Here is a 19,917-nt window from a genome sequence, read left to right as displayed (position 1 = left end):
ATCTACCACCGGCTGAACCATCGCGATGCTTTCAATGGGGGCACCACATGCCGACCCATTAGGACATCACCATGCCCACCACTCCCGCCCAGTCGGAACTTATCAAGACGTTCTCCGCCTCGTCCCTGACCGCCGTACCCGAACGTCTGGCCGGCAAAGGTAATTTGCTGGTCGCCGCACAGCCGGCCTTGACAGCCTGCACCACGCAGCTCAGAGCACTGTTCGGTCAGGCGCCCAGCCTGCGTCAGACATTGCTCGATACGCTGCAGGCTCAGTTACGGATAGACCCAACCCATTGCGGGCTGCGTGATGAGACCAGGCAGATCACCTTGCTTTCATTCGCAGCCCGCCTGCTGACGAACCCAGCGTTCACCCGCCCGTTTGCCAGCTGGACAACGTGGGGCTTTGCACAGGGCAGTGCTCAGGCTCAGCTGAACGCCGCTGACTGGATACGTTACCTTGGGCCGCTGGCAAGCACCGCTAGGCTGCGGGCTACCAATGGTTACTGGGCTGCCCGCATGCCGGGTACTGCCGTATCACGCCAAAGCCACGCAAGCACCCTGCTGCGCGAGCATTTCGAGCGCAGCCTGGACATTGCTTACGGACTGGGAAAGCTGGAAATCACTGCCTGGCTGACTGCAAGGCGAGCCACACCAAGCTTTGCTCAACTGCAATGGCAGCCCACCGGCGCGCCAACGCTTAATAGTGTTGCGGCGATAGTTGTAGAGCCCGAACCAGAAGCCACCGGCTGGTTGCTGTACATCCCAGGACTCACGACCTGTACTGTGCCTTTCAATGACCTGCAGCACCTGCGCACTTGGGTATTCGAGAACCGTCATATCTTTTGGTCGGACCCGCGATGGCCCATCACCCTGGGCAGCAGCGACAATGTACTCATCACGCCGCTACACGGCGATGGATTCAGCGCTCTGATGGCAGAAACGCTGGCGCAGCAAGAGGGCCTCATCGACCACCACCTGCTGCAGGCGTGCCAAACCCACGCCATTGACCCACTGGACTGGACAGACCTGCAGGCATGGGAGAATAAGCGAAACGCCATCGTGGCAGGGGCTCTGCCCGAGAACCTGACGGAACAAATCGCTCAGGTATGTGCTGACGACGCCGCCATGGCTGCGCAGGAGGTACACTTCGCCTGCCTGGAGCAGCACCTGCCCATCGCCTGGCGCCAGCAGCTTGTCGAACAGCAGGAAGCCCTGCTGGAGGGTTACCTGAAAGGCGACACTGCACCGACTTCGGCCAAAGTGACACTGTTGCGCGAACAACAGGCGGCGCAGGACCTGTTGAAGAGCACGCTGGACACCTACCTACTCGCCCTGCCAGAGCCTGTGAGTAGCGCCATGCTGCAACAGCCGGCCGGCGACATCCCCAGGCGCACACAGATTGCAGAGGGGCTATGCAAGGCATTGCTGGCCGAAGCACGGCTGCAACACACGCTGGGCGAGTTGACAGCTACCCATCTTGGCTGGGTGGAAAACCTTGTGGACAGGCCTGAGCCAAGCCTGCAAAGGCCTGTACAGGTTCGCGCCTTGGCAGTGACCAACGCCGGTGAGCGCTGGGTATTGAGCGGTTACATAACAGTGCGTGAGCTGCCGGCCGAGACAGGCCAAGCGCATGACCCAAGCCTGTTGCTGTACCGCCCAGGCCAACGTGGCGGGCTGCTGATGTTCGCGGACGAACCGGCACTTGAACGCAGCCTGCTGGCTACCCTCGACGGTGCATGGCCTGATGCACTGCTGGAGGCGGCCCACGCCAGCGATGGCGTGCCGCTGCACGCTAGGCTGAGCAAGACGCCCACCTTTGCATTCGAGCATCCGCCCGTCGATGGGCACTTCATGTTGCACTGCGTTGACGCCATCGCTGCGGCTCTGCCAGCCGACACGTCATGCGAACAAGCGCGTCAGCGGCTGTGCATCAGTGAACATCTCGCCAGGTTGACAGCCTTTGCGCGATTCGCCGAGAAAAACCGCAGCAGCCATTTTCAACAAAACCTGCCCCGATTGAGCCATCTCGATGCACAACAGATCGCCGCAGTGGCTGCCCAGATCGAAACACTGCAAGCGTCACTGCACACATCTGCAAGCCTTCTCGCTTTAAGTCTGCAGCCGCGCGACCAATTTGCCCGCCAACTGCTCAAGGACTACTTGCAAACCGAATTCGGTGTGCAGGATGCCGGGCAGATCACCCTCGACATCGCTGACAGTGTCACCATCAGCAAAGTGGTCACGGGCCAATCGGCCGCCGGTGGTGCCGGAGCGCGGGATGTGCCCATATTCAGCACGGCCCGCAGCGATGTGCCCCTTGAAACATTCATCATGGTGGCGCTCGATGAACATCGCCGCTTGCGCCTGGGCAATGCCACCGTCAAGTTCGAACCTGCCAACCCTTACCTGGCCGCGCGGCTTACGCCGGCGCGCATTGCCGCACTGGTCACCGAACTGGATGCCGCGGGCCGCTTCGAGACACACATCGTTCAAGCCTACCTGGGCTTGGAGCACGAAACGCCCTGGCAGGTCGCTTGGCGTCAGGAAACCCTGCGTGCGCCTTACGAACATCGCTTGAAGCTTCTGCTGCTAAGCCGCCCTGCCAGCCTGGATGCCAGCGGCCAACGCATGCTTGAAACGTTTTACAACGAACAGGTGGCTGCAGGCGCAGCCAGGACCCTTGCCTACCACTCGCTGGAGTTGAAGCCAGGAGTAGCAGCAGATGGTTCGAGCGACAACGTCGCTCTGTCCGGCATCGCGCTGGTGCAGGGCCAGACAAGCCCTGTGTTGCTCTATATGCCGGATGCGCCCAATGGCAAGGTCGTCAGCCAGTACTCAGACAGCGATGCGGCATGCCAAGCGCTGCAAAGCATGGCCTTGGACAAAGCCATGGCCCGCTACCTGGCTGAGCAAACCTTGAGCGGTGATCCGGATGAGCATGAGCGATACATCGACGCCGCACTGAAGTCAGGATTTCACGGGTTTATCGGCATAGGCATTGCGCGTCCCGAATCCTTGCCTACCTATGAAGCTCGTCAAGGCATGGGGGCGCTCATTCGCATCCATCGTAACACCTCTCGCAGCCAGGCCGATGTGGCCCTCGCTGCGCCACAGGTATTTGACCATTACTTCTTCATGGGGCTGCGAATGGTACTGGGGGTATTGCCAGGCGTGGGTACCGGCCTTGCACTTTTCGATGGCTGGCAGGCGGCTACTGCTGCGGTCACTGCTTTCGAACAACGCAACCTGGAAGAAGGCCTGATGCACCTCGTCAGCCTATTGCAGTCGCTCAGCGATGCTGTACTGACCATGGCCCCAACGGGTGCAGCTATTGGCAAGCCTGCTATCACAGCGCGGCTATTGGCCCAGCAACGCCAGCGCCTGCAACCCCTGCGGCAGGTGAGCGGAACACCCCAACCGTCCCACAGTGCCTTCGGCGGCTATGAAACGGACCTGCCCATCGGCCCGATGAAGCGCTCCAGCCTTCCCCAGGGCGCTGGCGTGTTCGAGCATACGGCAACGCGGCAAACATACATCACGCGCAATGCCGCCTGGTACGCGGTTGAATGGGACGCCGCTTACCTGACCTGGAGGCTGAAACCCCACGGTATGCGCAGCTATCGTCAACCTGTACGCCTCAGCGAGCACGGTGTTTGGGAAACGCCTGGCCGCCTCAGTGGCCTGCTGGTGGACAGCGCCCTGCGCGGAGGCGGCGGTGCACTCACCACACTGCTCAATCACGGTGTTGCCTATTGGCGCAGAGCAATGCGCGCCCAGCCCAGGCGCCTTACAGGGCTGGAATTGGCACACGACATCAACGACGAACTCGTACGCTGCCGGTCCCGTTTGGCGCAGAAGCAGGCGGCCTACCGCGCGGCAGTGGAGGCTGTGGCCGAAGGTACGCAGCCCACTGACGGGCAACGAGCTGCCTACGTCAATGCACGCACGCAACTGGCTGAAGAAGTTCAGGGCAACATCGCGTTCAATGAGCAGGCCGTGGCGCGCCTGCGGGAGCAACGTGCCACGCTGGCTCGGGCAGATTACGTACGCTTCAAGACCCTGTGCGAGGAAAACATTGTTGAAATGGCGGTGCTGGACATGCACCTGGTTTCAGCACGCTTTACCTTCGCCACCGACCAGATCAAGCTGGCGTACAGCGCCGTTCAGGCATTAGCTGAATCTACCGTACCCACGTCGGTGGCCAAGCGCCTGACCCAGAATACGTTGGCGGCAAATAGAGAGATGGTGCTGACGCTGATGGAGGCCGAGCGCCTGGCAACCAGCCATCAGGTACGGCGCAGGGCCTTGCAAGGCAATACCCTGAGCACATACATGGCCCGTGCCCAGCAGACCGGCCTGGTGCTGGACCTGAGCAACATCCGCGTGGTCAGGGCGTCGATTCTGTCGGTCACCCTTTTCGAGGCAAGCGCGGTAGAACACCCGCATATGGGGGCCTTCATGACCCACTTCCATGAACAGGGGGTTGCTCTGCGCAGCACGCTGTACAGCCAGGTTCAGCTGCCGCAAGCGCGCCTCAGCCGGGCCCAGGAACGCACGTTCCTCAGCCACGCCAGAAGCCGCTATGTGCGCTACCTGAACCACCTGACGGCATGGGAAGACAACTTCACGGACTTGCTGGCACCAGCAGAAACCTTGTCGTTTCGTCAACTCATGCGGGAGTTGATCGACGAAATCGATGCCAACCTCGCCAAGGCCAGCTCAGCCCGCCCTTCTACCGACCACCCCCCGCAGGGCGCGAGCCGCCCACGCTTGTTCGAGACGGTGGAGGGACCGTTGATCGGTAACGAGTTCGTCGAGCGCGGCCAGGCGCGCATGCGTATCAACCAGCCCAATTCCGAACAGCCGCACACCGTTTACGCCAAAAGCGAAAACGGCAAATGGCAACAGGTAGCAAACGAGCCCCAGATGCCGACGCCCCCCCTCTCCTCGCTGCTTGAAACCGCCAGTGCCCGTCTGGCCGCCATCGATCAGCAACGGGCCAAGCTGCACCAGTATCGGAAACCACAAACTCTCCCGGTAGACCTGGAAGACATCGCCGAAGGCCACGCCCAGCAGCTGCGTTTTCTGGGCGAGAGCATCCGGCGCAAGGCGGGTACTTCGTTAAACGCCAGCCACCTGGCGCTGATCCAGCAACTGGACACCGCTGCAGCAGAGATGCATGCCCTGGGCCGGCAACTGCGCATAGCCCAGAGCAAAGCAAGCAGTAAGCCGACGGTGGCTTACCTGGAATACCTGGTGGAGCAGCAGGAGGTAGAGCTTGGCTGGTCGCGCACGCTGAACCCGAAACGGGACCGCAAAGGCAACCCGGTGGAGTATCTTGAGGAATACCGCATAGTGGATCGGGCCAGCGGGCAGCCGCTGTGGTATGCGCACTTCCACTTCCGGCACAAACCCTCAAGCGGCTTCACTCGACTTGAAGCAGGCCACCTGAAACTGGCCAGCGAACGGGACCTGGGGGAAGGGGCATGGCGCGCGGCCATGACCGAGGCTCAGGCCAACAAACTGTTCGGCAGCCTGCGCCCGGCTGACTGACAAATGCTCCATCACCCGGGCTGCCTGACAGCCCGGGTGCCACTTGCCTTACAGCTTGGCGATGGACACTTCGGTGGATTTAACGAAGGCGATCACTTCGCTGCCAACCTGCAGCTCCAGTTCACGCACCGAGCGGGTAGTGATCACCGAGGTGACGATACCGGAAGCAGTCTGCACGTCGATTTCCGACAATACCGGGCCTTCCAGAATTTCTTTCACAGTGCCTTTGAACTGGTTACGAACGTTGATGGCTTTGATGGTCATGGGGTAATTCCTTCTAAGGGCTTCAGTGGGTTCAGAGCGCCCAGCGCAGTTGCGTGGGCAAAGGGGCTACAGGGTCAGGTTCGGGGGCTGTGCCCGGCGCCGACAGAACACGTTGCAGGACCTCGCTTTCCAGCGCGGCCAGGCGATGGGAGCCACGTGCACGGGGCCGAGGCAGGTCGACGGCAAGGTCCAGGCCCACCTCGCCTTCTTCGATCAGAATCACCCGGTCGGCCACGGCGACCGCCTCGCTCACATCATGCGTCACCAGCAACACGGTGAAGCCATGCTGGCGCCACAGGCGCTCGATCAGTTGCTGCATTTCGATGCGGGTCAGGGCATCCAGCGCGCCGAGCGGCTCATCAAGCAACAGCAGGCGCGGCTGGTGGATAAGCGCACGGGCCAGGGCCACGCGCTGCTTCTGCCCACCGGACAACGCTGCAGGCCATTCATGGGCGCGATCGGCCAGGCCTACCGCTTCCAGTGCCTGCAAGGCACGGGGCTGCCAGTCTCCTTTGAGACCCAGGCCAACGTTATCGATGACCCTTTTCCACGGTAACAGGCGGGCGTCTTGGAACATCAAGCGGGTTTCTTCTCGAGCCTCTTCCAGCGGCGCCGCACCGGCCAGCAGCTGCCCGGCAGTGGGCTGGTCGAGCCCGGCCAGCAAGCGCAGCAGCGTGCTTTTGCCGCAGCCGCTGCGCCCTACGATGGCGACGAACTGGCCAGCCGGGATGTTCAGGTCGAGGCCCTTCAATACTTCGCGAGGGCCAAACGCCTTGCGCAGGCTGCTGGAAGCCAGCGGGATACCGCGCAGCAGGCGTTGTGGCGAGTCGTTCAGAATGGTCATACGGCCTCCTTCCTTGCCACCTGATAGGCCGGGTGCCAGCGCAGCCATATACGTTCAAGGCCGCGGGCGGCCAGGTCTGCAAGCTTGCCCAGCACGGCGTAGAGGACGATGGCCAGCACCACCACATCGGTTTGCAGGAACTCACGGGCGTTCATGGCCAGGTAACCGATGCCGGCATTGGCCGAGATGGTTTCGGCAACGATCAGGGTCAGCCACATGAAGCCCAGGGCAAAGCGCACACCCACCAGAATCGAAGGCAGCGCACCCGGCAGAATCACCTGACGGAACAGGCTGAAACCAGACAAGCCGTAGCTACGGGCCATTTCGACCAGTGCTGGGTCGACGTTGCGGATGCCGTGGTAGGTGTTCAGGTAGATAGGGAACAGCGTGCCCAGCGCTACCAGAAAGATCTTCGCCGACTCATCAATACCGAACCACAGGATCACCAGCGGAATCAGTGCCAGGTGCGGTACGTTACGGATCATCTGCACCGAACTGTCGAGCAGGCGCTCGCCCCAGTTGGACAGCCCCGTGATGAAGCCCAGCACCAGGCCGATGCTGCCACCGATCAGAAAGCCCAGCCCGGCACGCCAGCCGCTGATGGCCAGGTGCGTCCAGATTTCTCCGCTGCGTACCAGGTCGACGCCGGCTGACAGCACGGCGCTGGGCGCTGGCAGAATGCGGGTCGACAGCCAGCCCGCGCTGACCGCCAGTTGCCACGCGGCTAGCAGCAGTACCGGCAGCGCCCAGGGCGCCAAGCGCTCTATCACGGTATTCGAGGTTTTCCGACTCATACAATGCCCCTCATCGCTGGGCCACGGACTTGGGCAGGATGTCGTTGGCAACCATCTCGCCGAACGGGCTCACGTAGCCGCCGCTGGTCGCAGGCTGAGGCCGTTGTACGTCCAGGTGCGGGAACAACAGTTCGGCCACCCGGTATGACTCTTCAAGGTGCGGGTAGCCAGAGAAGATGAAAGTGTCGATGCCCAGGGCGGCATATTCCTTGACCCGCGCGGCGACGGTCGGGCCATCGCCCACCAGCGCAGTGCCTGCACCTCCGCGAACCAAACCTACCCCCGCCCACAGGTTAGGGCTGACTTCAAGCTTGTCGCGGCGGCCATTGTGCAGCGCGGCCATGCGCTGCTGCCCTACCGAGTCGAAACGGGCGAGCGACGCCTGGGCGCGAGCGATGGTGTCGTCGTCCAAATGGGATATGAGTTTTTCAGCCGCGTCCCATGCTTGCGCATTGGTCTCACGCACGATCACATGAAGGCGAATGCCAAACCGCACTTCGCGGCCCTGAGCAGCTGCCTTATCACGCACCTGGGCGATCTTTTCAGCCACCGCGCTGGGCGGCTCGCCCCAGGTCAGGTACAGCTCGACCTGCTCTGCAGCCAGGTCTTGGGCGGCTTCGGAGGAACCACCGAAATACAACGGTGGACGAGGCTGCTGGATGGGTGGGTACAGCAGCTTGGCGCCTTTGACCTGGATGTGTTTACCGTCGTAATCGACTTCTTCGCCTTCAAGCACCTTGCGCCAGATGCGGGTGAATTCGACAGACGCTTCGTAGCGCTCCTGATGATTGAGGTGCAGGCCGTCACCGGCCAGCTCGTCCGGATCGCCACCGGTTACCAGGTTGAACAGCGCCCGGCCATTGGACAGGCGATCGAGCGTGGCGGCCTGCCGCGCGGCGACCGTCGGCGAGATGATTCCAGGGCGCAGGGCCACCAGGAACTTCAGGCGTTCGGTAACAGGGATCAGGGACGCGGCCACCAGCCAGGAATCCTCGCAGGAACGCCCGGTGGGTATCAGCACGCCGCCGAACCCCAGGCGGTCGGCCGCCTGGGCAATCTGCTGCAGGTAACCATGGTCCACCGCCCGGGCGCCTTGCGCGGTGCCCAGGTACTTGCCATCACCGTGCGTGGGGAGGAACCAGAAGATGTTGAGGCTCATTGGAGTTGTCTCCTAAGGGGTAGCTGAGCCGGGGAGCGCCCGGCACGGACAGATCAATCAAGGCGCACTGGCAACCTTGGCCGGGGGTGTCCAGATCACGTCCTTGATGCGCAGCGGCTTGGGTATCAGCTTGAGCGTCTGAAAGGTGTCTGCGATTTTCTGCTGGGCCACCACGACGTCCGACGTCAAGGGCGCTGCGCCGTAGCCTTGGCGCTTGACGGACGTCAGGGTGATGTCCGGCGCGAGCCCGAGCAGCGGGGCGACCTGGTCGGTGACTTCCTGCGGGTTGGCCTGCGACCACTCACCGACCGCACGTACCTGATCGATGACGGTATTGATGACGGCCGGGTGCTGATTCGCATAACTGCGCGTGGCCAGGTAGAACTGATGGTTGTCGACCAGGCCCTGGCCGTCACGCAGGGTGCGGGCTTGCAGCTGCTGCTCGGCGGCGGCCTGGTACGGGTCCCAGATGACCCAGGCATCGACACTGCCACGCTCGAACGCTGCGCGCGCATCGGCCGGGGGCAGGTAGACCGGTTGAATATCGGTGTACTTCAGGCCTGCATCTTCGAGCGCCCGCACAAGCAGGTAATGGACGTTGGAGCCTTTGTTGAGGGCGACCTTCTTGCCCTTGAGTGCCTGCACCGACTGGATCGGCGAGTCCTTGGGCACCAGGATGGCCTCACTGTGGGGCGCGGGTGGCTCGTAGGCCACGTACAGCAAGTCGGCCCCGGCGGCCTGTGCGAATACCGGAGGCGTTTCGCCGGTCACACCGAAATCGACAGACCCGACGTTCAGCCCTTCAAGCAGCTGGGGACCACCGGGAAACTCGGTCCACTGCACCTGCACGCCTTGCTCGGCCAGACGCTTTTCCAACGTGCCCTTGGCCTTGAGCAGCACCAGGGTGCCGTATTTCTGATAACCGATGCGCAGGGTTTCAGCCTGTGCCTGGGTAATGGCGCCGAGGGACACAGCCGCCGCAAACAGGGCGACCAGACCACGACGCAAGAAGATTGTGCGCATGGCGCTCTCCTGTGCGATGGGGTTCGGGTTGCACCTGCTTGCCTCGTTGACGGGCGAGTAAGGTGATACAGCGGGTTTGCCGGGTCAGATGCTCCAGCGAGCACTGATCAGGCGATCATTGAGCACGCCGGGTGCGACCGGGCGCGGGCGCCTGGCCAGGGCCAGGTGGAAGGTTTCCAGCGAGTCGTGCAGCCGTTCTTCAAGGGCAGGCGCCAGCTGGGCCGGCTTACTGCCTTCGGCATAGGCGATCTGGCTGTCATCGGCAAAGATCCCTTGCAGGGTCTCCTGGGCCTTGAGAGCCGACAGTACGGGCTTGAGGGCGTAATCCACGGCCAGCATGTGGGCGATGCTGCCCCCAGTGGCGATGGGCAGCACGACCCGGTTGGCCAGTGCGCGCTCGGGCAGCAGGTCAAGCAGGGTTTTCAGCGCGCCGGCGAACGACGCCTTGTACACCGGTGTGGCAACGATCAGGCCATCGGCCTGGGCCACCAACTGTTGGAAGTGCTGCACGTGTGGGCTTTCGAAGCGGGCATGCAACAGGTCTTCGGCAGGAAAGTCGCGCACCTGCAAGGTGACGACTTCAACGCCACGGTGCTCGAGCCACTGCCGCGAACGTTCGAGCAGCACGCCTGAGCGTGAACGAGGACTTGGGCTACCACCGATTGATACGACCAGCATTGCTGCGCTTCCTTGGGTTACGGTGGAATGACATTAGCAGTTTTCTTATATATCTATAAATCATATTTAATTCTTTGTTTATTCGATTTAGATATTTTCAAGCTAATTTAGGTCAAAAAAAAGGGCCGTCGAAACGGCCCGAAAATCCCTGCTTGGCTAAGCGTTATGCAACACAGTACTTACGCTCGGTTCGGTTGAGGCGTCAGACGCAAATAGGGTTTGACCGCCGTGTAGCCTTTTGGAAATCGTTGCCGGATCTCTTCTTCGTCCTTGAGCGAAGGAACGATCACCACATCGTCACCGTCCTGCCAGTTGCCTGGCGTGGCTACCTTGTGCGAATCGGTCAGTTGCAGCGAGTCGATTACCCGCAAAATCTCGTTGAAGTTTCGCCCGGTACTGGCGGGGTAGGTAATCGTCAGGCGAACCTTCTTGTTCGGGTCGATGACGAACAGTGAGCGTACGGTCAGGGTATCGCTGGCGTTTGGGTGGATCAGGTCGTACAGGTCCGACACCTTGCGGTCGGCATCGGCGAGGATCGGGAAATTGACCACGGTCTGCTGGGTTTCGTTGATGTCTTCGATCCAACGGTGATGCGAGTCCACCGGGTCGACCGACAGTGCGATGGCCTTGACCCCGCGCTTGGCAAATTCATCCTTGAGCTTGGCCGTGAACCCCAATTCGGTGGTGCACACCGGGGTGAAGTCGGCAGGGTGCGAGAACAGCACGCCCCAGCTGTCGCCCAGCCATTGGTGAAAATGGATTTTGCCTTCGCTGGAATCCTGTTCGAAATCCGGGGCGATATCGCCGAGTTTGAGGCTCATGGGATGCAGCTCCTGTGCTGGGGTGCCTGTGGAATGAATGTGCCTGAATTTCATCAACCTTAAAAAGAATAAATAAAGCTTTGTTAATGCTTTTTATGCATAACAAATTTCACTCACAAAAAAGCCTCGCATCAAGCGAGGCTCTTTATGTGGCTACGGCTTACAGGAAGTTGTAAGTGTAGTTCACGATGAAACGGGTCTGGTCCTGATCGGCCACCGAGCTTTCACCGGTGCCGCGGTAAACACCGTGGCGCAGGCTCGCACCCAGGCCTTTGAACGTGCCTTCCTGGATGACGTAGTCGATCCGGGCGTCACGCTCCCACTCGCTGAAGTGGCCATTGCCGCTGGCGTTCTTGCCGTCTTCACCCTTGAGGTAGGAAACCGAGGCCTTCAGGCCCGGTACGCCGAGGCGCGCGAAGTCGTAGGCGTATTGACCGAAGGTAGTGTTCTCACCGGCCTTGGCGAACTGGTTGATCATGCTGTCGGTGAACAGGTAGAAGCTGGCGCCGCCGGCGCCTTCGAGCGAGGAACGCGAACCGTCCTTGCGCACGCTACCCTGGTTCAACCAGACGAAACCGCCGTCGTCGTTGACGCGCTGGTGACCGAGCATGAGCGAGTGACCACCCAGGGTGTAGGTGAACATCGCCGACCAGGTCTTGTTGTCGACCTCGCCAGGTGTCTTGGCAAAGCCGCCGTTGTTGTTGAAGGTGTAGCCCGAGTCGCCGTTGCGGCCGTCGCTGCTGCTGTTGAAGTAGCGCAGGTCAGTCTTGAACGACTGGTCGTCGGCGATCTTGAAGACGTGGGTAGCGCCCAGGAAGTGCTGCTTGTAGAAGTCTTCCAGGTTCGAGTAGTAGTACTGCAGGGTCAGGTCTGGGGTGAGCTTGTAGTCCAGGCCGCCATAGCGGAACTTGTTGCTGTCACGGAAAGCGCCGTTGACCGACAGGCCGGTGCGGTTGCTCGAGGCGCGGCCCATGGCGTGGGTCAGCTGACCGGCGTTGATGGTCAGGTTGTCGATTTCCTTCGACTGGATGGTGCCACCTTCGAAGGTCTGCGGCAGCAGACGGCCATCGTTGGAGACCAGGATCGGCAGGTTCGGCGCCAGGGCACTACCGTAGTGGACTTCAGTCTTGGAGAACTTGGCCTTGGCGTTGGCGCCCAGGCGAGCCCACTGGCTCACGGCAGAGCCGTCGGAGTCGCTCGGGAAGAAGCTGCTGTTGTCAGGGTGTTTGCCACGGCCGCCGTCGAGGTGGATACCCCACAGGGCCTGGGCGTCTACACCGAAACCAACGGTGCCCTGGGTGAAACCGGACAGGTAGTCCAGTTTGAAGCCCTGGCCCGATTCACGGTTGTCGGCGCCACCGTCACGGTTGTCGCCATTGAAGTACATGGTACGCGAGCTGACCGACAGCTTGCTGTCTTCCACGAAACCGGCAGCACCTGCTTGTTGGGCGAGAACACCCAGTGCCACGGCCATGGCCAGGCTGGACTTGTACATGCTTTGCTCCTCTACGTTCTAATTTTTGTGTATCTCAGGCGGCCGGGTCTATTGCCCCGCTCACCATGGATGGGCGATTTAGTCCTAAAGCGTGACCCTTTAGTCAATCATTTCTAAACGTTTCGCGACTTTGGTCTAAGGCGCCAACCTGGGCTACAGGATAATGACAATCCTATAAATCCAAAATGACTGTTTTGTGAATCGGTAAGACTTTTAAGGAATATGTAAGGAACCATTACTGCATTTTGTTGTAGCAAATGGGTTTCTCATAACCCCCGGCTATTTGCAATCGTTTGCTCATAACCTCATTCCAATTGGATCTATAGGGAGGCTGAGCCTAGCAGCGTCGGCTGACTTTGCCATTGCGCGTGATCAATCATCGACCAAGGGTGCCAAATGAGCGCTAAGCTAATTCTTAAAAGTTATTTATTTTTAATTTTTTAGATCAATTAGCCTTATCTCACGCATCCCTTGCCCGATGAGAGCTCACCATGAACCCGCACCGCACCCTGCGAATTCTCAGTACCCTGGCGCTTGCTGGCGCCAGCTGGATAGCCCAGGCGTCAGACTTGACGGTGGCCTATCAAACAACGGTCGATCCTGCCAAGGTGGCTCAAATCGATGGCGACTATGAGGCGGCGACCAAAGCCAGCATCGACTGGCGCAAGTTCGACAACGGTGCCGATGTAATCACCGCCGTTGCCAGTGGGGATGTGCAGATCGGCTACCTGGGCTCCAGCCCATTGGCAGCCGCCGCAACCCGCAAGCTGCCGATCGAGACGTTTCTGATCGCCACGCAGATCGGGGCTGGCGAAGCCCTGGTGGTGCGCGACGCGATCAAGACCCCTCAGGATCTGGAGGGCAAGAAAGTCGCCGTACCCTTCGTGTCGACCGGGCACTACAGCCTGCTGGCAGCGCTCAAGCACTGGAACATCGATCCTGCCAAGGTGCAGATCATCAACCTGGCACCGCCAGCGATCATCGCGGCATGGAAACGTGGCGACATCGACGCGACCTATGTGTGGGACCCTGCGCTGGGCGTGGCAAAGGAAAGCGGCAAGGTGCTGATCACCTCGGGCGAGTTGGCCAAGGTAGGGGCCCCCACCTTCGACGCCTGGATCGTGCGCAAAGACTTCGCCTCCAAGCACCCCGACGTGGTCAGGGCTTTCGCGCAGGTCACCCTAGAGGCGTATGCAGATTACCGAAAGGATCCGCAAGCCTGGTTGGCGAACCAGGACAACGTCGCCAAGTTGGCCAAGCTGTCCGGCGCCAAGCCTTCGGACATCCCGGTGTTGCTGCAAGGCAACGTCTACCCGCTGGCCGCAGACCAGGCCAGCGCCCTGGGCACGCCTACTACCCAGGCCCTGACCGACACGGCCACGTTCCTCAAGCAACAAGGCAAGGTCGAGGCCGTACTGCCGGACTACAGCCCTTACGTCAGTGCCCAGTACCTCCCCCACTGAATTTGCAGACAACCACAGGAGCCTGACATGGCCTTGCTTGAACTGGAGCGCATCAGCGCACAGTACCCGGGTGCCGCGAGCCCGGTGCTGGCCAACATCACGCTGAGCCTAGGGCCGCGGCAATTGCTGGTGGCGCTCGGGCCCTCAGGCAGTGGCAAGACCTCGCTGCTGAACCTGGTCGCAGGATTCGTCAGTCCCAGCGCGGGACGCATCACGCTCGACGGCGTTCCTGTGCAGGGGCCAGGTGCCGAGCGTGGCGTGGTCTTTCAGGACGATGCCCTGCTGCCCTGGCAGAACGTGCTGGGCAATGTCGCCTTTGGCCTGGAACTGGCCGGTGTGCCACGCGCGGCACGTGAAGCCAAGGCACGCGAGATGCTTGCCCTGGTCGACCTTGCGGATTTCGCCGAGCGGCGCATATGGCAGCTTTCAGGCGGCCAAAAGCAGCGCGTGGGCCTGGCCCGTGCATTGGCAGCCGACCCTGGCGTACTGCTGATGGATGAACCGTTCGGTGCCCTGGATGCGTTCACCCGCGAGCACATGCAGACGCTGCTGCTGGATATCTGGCAGCGCACCGACAAACCCGTATTGCTGATCACTCATGACATTGAGGAGGCCGTGTTTCTCGCCACTGAACTGGTGTTGCTCGCACCCAACCCAGGGCGCATCGTCGAGCGGCTTGAGTTGGACTTCGGCCAGCGTTACGCCAACGGCGAGTCGGCGCGGGCGATCAAGTCCGACCCGCGCTTCATCGAGGCTCGCGAGCATGTGCTGGCCCGGGTCTTTTCCCACCGTCAATCCCCGGAGCGCGCATGAGCAGCCTTGATATGCCAGCGGCCAGTGAGCCCACTGTTCAATCAGCACCTGCCGCCCGCCGGGCTCGTCTGCTGCCCACCCGCTGGATCAGCGCATTGACCCTGGCCAGCCTGGTGTTGACCTGGTGGCTGGTCACGGCCGCCGGGTGGGTCGAGCCCCTGTTTCTGCCCTCACCTGCTGACATCATGGCCAAAGCCTGGGTCTTGCTTACCCAGGGCTACATGGACGCCAGCCTGTGGCAGCACCTTGGCGCCAGCCTCGGGCGTATCGGCACGGCATTGCTGGCTGCGGTGTTCACGGCCATTCCGGTGGGTATCGCCATTGGGTATAGCCGGGTGGCACGGGGCATTTTCGACCCGTTGATCGAGTTCTACCGGCCCATCCCCCCGCTCGCCTACTTGCCGCTGATCGTCATCTGGTGCGGGATCGGCGAGTTGTCGAAGGTGCTGCTGATCTACCTGGCGATCTTCGCGCCCATCGCCATCGCCACTGCCACGGGTGTGCGCACCACCGACCCTGCCAAGCTGCGCGCCGCGCAATCGCTAGGCGCGACCAGGGTCCAGCTGATTCGCCACGTGATTTTGCCAAGCGCGCTGCCCGACATTCTGACGGGCATTCGGATTGGCCTGGGCGTCGGTTGGTCGACGCTGGTGGCGGCCGAACTGATCGCCGCCACCAGCGGCCTTGGCTTCATGGTGCAGTCGGCCGCGCAGTTTCTGGTCACCGATGTGGTGGTGCTGGGCATCCTGCTGATCGCGCTGATCGCTTTCGCGCTGGAGATGAGCCTGCGCGCGCTGCAACGCCGACTGGTGCCCTGGCACGGGCAAAGCCACTGACCCCTACCGCTCGTGCGCCCGTCAGGGCGCCTGCCTGAAGAGACCGACATGAGCCTGACCATTACCCCACTCAGCCCGGCGCTGGGCGCACAGATCAGCGGCGTGGACCTTGCCCGCGACATCAGCGACGAGGTGCGCGATGCCATCGAGCACGCGTTGCTTCGCCACCAGGTGCTGTTCTTCCGCGACCAGCCCATCGCCCCCGTCCAGCAGGCGCGTTTTGCCGCCCGCTTTGGCGACCTGCATATCCACCCCATCTACCCCAACGTACCCGGCACGCCCCAGGTGCTGGTGCTCGATACTGCGGTCACCGACGTCCGTGACAACGCCGTCTGGCACACCGACGTGACCTTCCTACCGACACCGGCCCTGGGCGCAGTGCTCAGTGCCAAGCAGTTGCCGGCCTATGGCGGCGATACCCTGTGGGCCAGTGGCATTGCAGCCTTCGAGGGATTGTCAGCGCCACTGCAGGCGATGCTGGTCGGGCTGACGGCGACCCACGACTTCACCAAGTCATTTCCGCTGGAGCGCTTTGGCACCACGCCACAGGAGCTGGCGCGCTGGGAGCAGACCCGGCGCGAGAACCCGCCGCTGTCGCATCCGGTGGTGCGCACGCACCCGGTGAGTGGGCGCAAGGCACTGTTCGTCAACGAGGGGTTTACCACACGCATCAATGAGCTGAGCGAGCTGGAAAGCGAAGCGCTGCTCAAGCTGCTCTTCGCCCACGCCACCCGGCCGGAGTTCACGATCCGCTGGCGCTGGCAGGAAAACGACGTGGCGTTCTGGGACAACCGCGTCACCCAGCACTACGCGGTGGATGACTACCGGCCAAGCCGGCGGGTGATGCACAGGGCAACGATCCTGGGCGATGCGCCCTATTAACGAGAGGGATGGCCGATGCCCCAGCCCTGAAAGGTCGAACCTGGTGGTTCGCCTTTTCAGGGCTGGTCTGGCGCGGAGGGTCAGCGCACCAGGTGCAGGAACTGCATGTGCCGTTCGTACTGGTCGAGGATGTCGTTGATGATCTGCTCCTTGCTGTAGCCCACCAGGTCGTAATTCTGGCTGCCTTCGCTGAGGTAGACCTCCGCCCGGTAATAGCGGCGGTTCTTCAACTCATGGGCACCCAGGCCACCACGGGCGAACGAGGGCGTGAAGTAACCGCGCATCTGCACCTGGTAGATGAACGGCTGCTCATCGCCATGGCCGACTTTCAAGCTGACGTTGTCATGGCTCGGGTCGTCCTGGGTGATCAGCACCAGCCCTTTCTGCTCGAACACCTCACGCACATCGGCGATGGCCGGGCGCACCACATCGTCCATGAACCGGTACACCTCGTCCCGCGAAGGGAAATGCACGGCCTGGCTCAGGCGCTGGCGCCAACCCCCACGGCCTCGGCGCGACTGGGCGAAGGGAGCCAGCGAATGCATCTGCGCGATCTGGCGCTGCGACTCCAGGTAGAAGGCCTTGTGCAGCCCCCACATCATGCACAACAGGATCAGCGAGAAGGGCAACGAGGTGAGCACCACCGCCGACTTCAGCGAATCGATGCTGCCGGCGAACAGCAAGGCACTGGTCACCAGCGCCGTCATGGCACCCCAGAAGATGCGCAGCCAGTTCGGGCCGTCCTCGTCGGCATCGCCGCCGGTGGCCGACAGCGTGGACAGCACCACGGTACCGGAGTCTGCCGACGTCACGAAGAACACGAAGCTGACGAACACCGTCATGGCGATTACCGCCTTGCTCCACGGGTAGGTCTCCAGCAGCAGGTACAGGCTCATCGATGGGTTGTCCAACGCGGCCTGGCCCAATGCGGTCATGCCGTGATTGATGACCTGGTCCAGTGCGCTGTTGCCGAAGATCGACATCCACGCCAGGGTGAAGCCAAGCGGAATCAGCAGCACACCGAAGACGAACTCGCGAATGGTCCGCCCACGGGAGATGCGCGCGATGAACAAGCCCACGAATGGCGCCCATGCGATCCACCAGGCCCAATAGAACACCGTCCAGCCGCCCAGCCACTCACGGTTATCGCCATAGGCATAGACATCGAAGCTCTTGCGCGGCAAGGCGCCCAAATAGTCGCCCAGGTTCTGGATAAGGGTGTTGAACAGGTGCTGGGTGGGGCCTGCGAACAGCACGAAGAGCAAAAGCGCACAGGCCAGGAACAGGTTGATGTCGCTCATCACCCGTACGCCTTTTTCCACACCGGCTACTGCCACGGCCACCGCCGCGCCCATCATCAGCGTGATCAGCACCACCTGCACCCACTGGCTGTGGCTGATGCCGAACAGGTAATCCAGGCCGGCATTGAGGTGCAGCACGCCAAAGCCCATGTCGGCCCCCAGGCCGAACACCGTGGCGATGATGCCGAAGCCGTCGACCGCATAGCCGATAGGCCCGTTGATGCGCTTGCCGATTAACGGATAGAGCGCAGAGCGCAAGGCCAGCGGCAGATTGTGCCGGTAGGCGAAATAGGCCAGCGCCATGCCGACGAAGGCAAAGACGCCCCAACCATGCAGGCCCCAATGCAGGAACAGGATCTGCATTGCCTGCCGGCCCGCCTCAACCGTGCCCCCTTCACCCTGGGGTGGTTGCAACATGTGGGTAAGCGGTTCGGAGACGCAGAAGAAGAACAGCGTGATGCTTATCCCCGCAGCAAACAGCATGCCCGCCCACGACAGGTAGCTGAATTCGGGTTCGTCGTGGTCGGCACCGAGCTTGATCTTGCCGTAGCCCGATACGGCGGTGACCACCACGAAGACCAGGTACAGCGTCATTGCCAGCATGTAGTACCAGCCTACCGTGTTGGCAGCCCAGTTCTGCGCCGCCAGCAACCACTGGCCCGCACTTTGCGGATTGGTAATGACCACAAGGCCGAAGATAAGAATGAAACTTGCCGCGAAATAGAACACCGGAGGGTTCATGCGGATCTTGCCAGGGGCAAGCGAAGGGGTCGGTGCACTCATCGCGTGTGCACCTCGTCAAAGGACGAAAGACGCATAATTAACGGGTTCAGCAAAGGAATCCTCCTGATGAACACCGGCAGCGGACCAGCGTTTTTTTAATTGAACAAGCGTTCAAGTTAAACATGGTTTGAGCCTCATTGCGAATTGAAGCGCCGATTGGTAATGCCCTGGAAGCACCCTTTGGCCAGCCTGACTTGCCCTGGCGCTACCCCGGCTGAAGGTGCATGTAACGGTCTGGTGCCTGCCCAAGGCACCGCCTAGGATCACTGTTTGTCCTGGCAATCGAGCTGCAGGTTGGCCTGGGTGATGTTGCTGTGCGGCGGTACGCTACGCGTCAACCACACGTTGCCACCGATGGTGGAACCCTGCCCGATGGTGATACGCCCCAACACGGTGGCGCCGGCATAGATCACCACGTCGTCCTCGACGATCGGGTGACGGGCCAAGCCCTTGTGCAACGTGCCGGACTCATCGCTCGGGAAGCGCTTGGCGCCAAGGGTCACCGCCTGATAAATCCGCACGCGCTCGCCGATGATCGCAGTTTCGCCGATGACCACGCCGGTACCGTGGTCGATGAAGAAGCTTGGGCCGATCTGAGCCCCGGGATGAATATCGATACCCGTCGCCGAATGCGCCAGCTCCGAACTGATCCGTGCCAACAATGGCAGCCCGGCCGTGTACAGGTGATGGGCCAGACGGTGGTGGATGATCGCCAGGATGCCGGGATAGCACAGCAACACCTCATCGACACTGCGCGCCGCCGGATCGCCGTGATAGGCCGCCAGCACGTCGGTATCGAGCAGCACACGCATGCCTGGCAGCGCCGCGGCAAAGCCCTGGATCAGCTTCAGGGCATGGGCATCGACACCCGCCAGGTCCTCCTTGCCTTGCCGGGCGGCGTAGCGCAGTTCCAGGCGTGCCTGCACCAACAACGCATTGAGCGCGGCGTCCAGGGTATGGCCGACATAAAAATCCTCGCTCTCCTCGCGCAGGTCCACCGGACCGAGACGCATGGGGAACAACGCGCCGCAGAGCTGTTCGAGGATCTGTCGTACCGCTTCGCGCGAGGGCAGCTCCCGGCCACCTTGCTCGCCGCTGCTGCGGCCATTGCGGGTGCGCCATTGCTCACGGGCACCGCGCAAGCCGGCCACGATCCCATGCAGTTGCCAGTGCCCGGAGGCGGGTTGTTCGCTCACGGTGTGTTCT

General features: G+C 61.7%; 15 protein-coding genes. 5 read left to right on the top strand and 10 right to left on the bottom strand.

Annotated features, from left to right (window positions below):
• Positions 1 to 71 precede the first annotated feature (71 nt).
• Positions 72 to 5,555: a hypothetical protein gene (locus tag B2J77_RS01145; protein ID WP_078477822.1), complete on the top strand. Its 5,484-nt coding sequence runs from the start codon at positions 72 to 74 to the stop codon at positions 5,553 to 5,555.
• Positions 5,556 to 5,603: 48 nt separating this feature from the next.
• On the opposite strand, the gene B2J77_RS01140 is transcribed toward B2J77_RS01145, so the two are convergent.
• The 8 genes from B2J77_RS01140 to B2J77_RS01105 all read right to left on the bottom strand — a co-directional run bounded on the left by B2J77_RS01140 (position 5,604) and on the right by B2J77_RS01105 (position 12,633).
• Complete coding sequence (locus B2J77_RS01140; RefSeq protein WP_003255829.1) at positions 5,604 to 5,819, bottom strand: TOBE domain-containing protein; 216 nt, start codon at positions 5,817 to 5,819, stop codon at positions 5,604 to 5,606.
• A 31-nt stretch (positions 5,820 to 5,850) separates the two neighbouring features.
• On the bottom strand, positions 5,851 to 6,663 hold the full coding sequence (ssuB, locus tag B2J77_RS01135; RefSeq protein WP_078477821.1) for an aliphatic sulfonates ABC transporter ATP-binding protein: 813 nt from the start codon (positions 6,661 to 6,663) through the stop codon (positions 5,851 to 5,853).
• Positions 6,660 to 7,457 (bottom strand): aliphatic sulfonate ABC transporter permease SsuC, encoded by a 798-nt coding sequence (gene ssuC, locus B2J77_RS01130; RefSeq protein WP_058637073.1) that lies wholly within the window; start codon positions 7,455 to 7,457, stop codon positions 6,660 to 6,662. Before ssuC ends, ssuB begins: the two co-directional genes overlap by 4 nt.
• A 10-nt stretch (positions 7,458 to 7,467) precedes the next feature.
• Positions 7,468 to 8,616, bottom strand: a complete 1,149-nt coding sequence (ssuD, locus tag B2J77_RS01125) for an FMNH2-dependent alkanesulfonate monooxygenase (RefSeq protein WP_078477820.1) — start codon at positions 8,614 to 8,616, stop codon at positions 7,468 to 7,470.
• 57 nt (positions 8,617 to 8,673) lie between these two features.
• Positions 8,674 to 9,639 carry a sulfonate ABC transporter substrate-binding protein gene (locus B2J77_RS01120; protein ID WP_058637071.1) on the bottom strand — a complete coding sequence of 322 codons (966 nt, stop codon included), beginning with the start codon at positions 9,637 to 9,639 and terminating at the stop codon, positions 8,674 to 8,676.
• A gap of 84 nt (positions 9,640 to 9,723) precedes the next feature.
• Positions 9,724 to 10,317 (bottom strand): NADPH-dependent FMN reductase, encoded by a 594-nt coding sequence (ssuE, locus tag B2J77_RS01115; protein WP_058637070.1) that lies wholly within the window; start codon positions 10,315 to 10,317, stop codon positions 9,724 to 9,726.
• Positions 10,318 to 10,496: 179 nt separating this feature from the next.
• A complete protein-coding gene (locus tag B2J77_RS01110; RefSeq protein ID WP_078477819.1) occupies positions 10,497 to 11,138 on the bottom strand; it encodes a peroxiredoxin in 642 nt (213 codons plus the stop codon).
• 160 nt (positions 11,139 to 11,298) lie between these two features.
• The gene (locus tag B2J77_RS01105) at positions 11,299 to 12,633 is read right to left on the bottom strand and encodes an OprD family porin (RefSeq protein ID WP_058604713.1); all 1,335 of its coding nucleotides are present in this window, start codon (positions 12,631 to 12,633) and stop codon (positions 11,299 to 11,301) included.
• 491 nt (positions 12,634 to 13,124) lie between these two features.
• On the opposite strand from B2J77_RS01105, the gene tauA reads away from it, so the two are divergent.
• The 4 genes from tauA to tauD are packed head-to-tail and all read left to right on the top strand — an operon-like array spanning position 13,125 to position 16,627.
• Positions 13,125 to 14,096, top strand: a complete 972-nt coding sequence (gene tauA / locus B2J77_RS01100) for a taurine ABC transporter substrate-binding protein (RefSeq protein WP_078477818.1) — start codon at positions 13,125 to 13,127, stop codon at positions 14,094 to 14,096.
• A gap of 27 nt (positions 14,097 to 14,123) precedes the next feature.
• A complete protein-coding gene (gene tauB, locus B2J77_RS01095) occupies positions 14,124 to 14,909 on the top strand; it encodes a taurine ABC transporter ATP-binding subunit (protein ID WP_078477817.1) in 786 nt (261 codons plus the stop codon).
• Positions 14,906 to 15,745, top strand: coding sequence for a taurine ABC transporter permease TauC (gene tauC / locus B2J77_RS01090; protein ID WP_078477816.1), 840 nt, complete (start codon positions 14,906 to 14,908; stop codon positions 15,743 to 15,745). Before tauB ends, tauC begins: the two co-directional genes overlap by 4 nt.
• 48 nt (positions 15,746 to 15,793) lie before the next feature.
• A complete protein-coding gene (tauD, locus tag B2J77_RS01085) occupies positions 15,794 to 16,627 on the top strand; it encodes a taurine dioxygenase (protein WP_058604709.1) in 834 nt (277 codons plus the stop codon).
• A gap of 80 nt (positions 16,628 to 16,707) precedes the next feature.
• Here the strand turns inward: tauD and betT are convergent, their stop codons facing one another.
• Positions 16,708 to 18,669: a choline transporter BetT gene (gene betT / locus B2J77_RS01080; protein ID WP_178091243.1), complete on the bottom strand. Its 1,962-nt coding sequence runs from the start codon at positions 18,667 to 18,669 to the stop codon at positions 16,708 to 16,710.
• 305 nt (positions 18,670 to 18,974) lie between these two features.
• Positions 18,975 to 19,907 (bottom strand): serine O-acetyltransferase EpsC, encoded by a 933-nt coding sequence (gene epsC / locus B2J77_RS01075; RefSeq protein ID WP_058637063.1) that lies wholly within the window; start codon positions 19,905 to 19,907, stop codon positions 18,975 to 18,977.
• Positions 19,908 to 19,917: the final 10 nt, after the last annotated feature.

This window comes from Pseudomonas parafulva (assembly GCF_002021815.1).
Lineage (GTDB): Bacteria > Pseudomonadota > Gammaproteobacteria > Pseudomonadales > Pseudomonadaceae > Aquipseudomonas > Aquipseudomonas parafulva_B.
This window is presented reverse-complemented; position numbering and strand designations above follow the sequence as displayed.

What these genes read in the sequence shown, in the direction of transcription:
- tauB (WP_078477817.1), top strand. Translation starts at nt 14,124, where the DNA reads ATGGCCTTGCTTGAACTGGAGCGCATCAGCGCACAGTACCCGGGTGCC.
- tauA (WP_078477818.1), top strand. Translation starts at nt 13,125, where the DNA reads ATGAACCCGCACCGCACCCTGCGAATTCTCAGTACCCTGGCGCTTGCT.
- ssuB (WP_078477821.1), bottom strand. Translation starts at nt 6,663, where the DNA reads ATGACCATTCTGAACGACTCGCCACAACGCCTGCTGCGCGGTATCCCG.
- B2J77_RS01145 (WP_078477822.1), top strand. Translation starts at nt 72, where the DNA reads ATGCCCACCACTCCCGCCCAGTCGGAACTTATCAAGACGTTCTCCGCC.
- B2J77_RS01140 (WP_003255829.1), bottom strand. Translation starts at nt 5,819, where the DNA reads ATGACCATCAAAGCCATCAACGTTCGTAACCAGTTCAAAGGCACTGTG.
- tauC (WP_078477816.1), top strand. Translation starts at nt 14,906, where the DNA reads ATGAGCAGCCTTGATATGCCAGCGGCCAGTGAGCCCACTGTTCAATCA.
- ssuE (WP_058637070.1), bottom strand. Translation starts at nt 10,317, where the DNA reads ATGCTGGTCGTATCAATCGGTGGTAGCCCAAGTCCTCGTTCACGCTCA.
- betT (WP_178091243.1), bottom strand. Translation starts at nt 18,669, where the DNA reads ATGAACCCTCCGGTGTTCTATTTCGCGGCAAGTTTCATTCTTATCTTC.
- B2J77_RS01105 (WP_058604713.1), bottom strand. Translation starts at nt 12,633, where the DNA reads ATGTACAAGTCCAGCCTGGCCATGGCCGTGGCACTGGGTGTTCTCGCC.
- B2J77_RS01110 (WP_078477819.1), bottom strand. Translation starts at nt 11,138, where the DNA reads ATGAGCCTCAAACTCGGCGATATCGCCCCGGATTTCGAACAGGATTCC.
- tauD (WP_058604709.1), top strand. Translation starts at nt 15,794, where the DNA reads ATGAGCCTGACCATTACCCCACTCAGCCCGGCGCTGGGCGCACAGATC.
- ssuC (WP_058637073.1), bottom strand. Translation starts at nt 7,457, where the DNA reads ATGAGTCGGAAAACCTCGAATACCGTGATAGAGCGCTTGGCGCCCTGG.
- ssuD (WP_078477820.1), bottom strand. Translation starts at nt 8,616, where the DNA reads ATGAGCCTCAACATCTTCTGGTTCCTCCCCACGCACGGTGATGGCAAG.
- B2J77_RS01120 (WP_058637071.1), bottom strand. Translation starts at nt 9,639, where the DNA reads ATGCGCACAATCTTCTTGCGTCGTGGTCTGGTCGCCCTGTTTGCGGCG.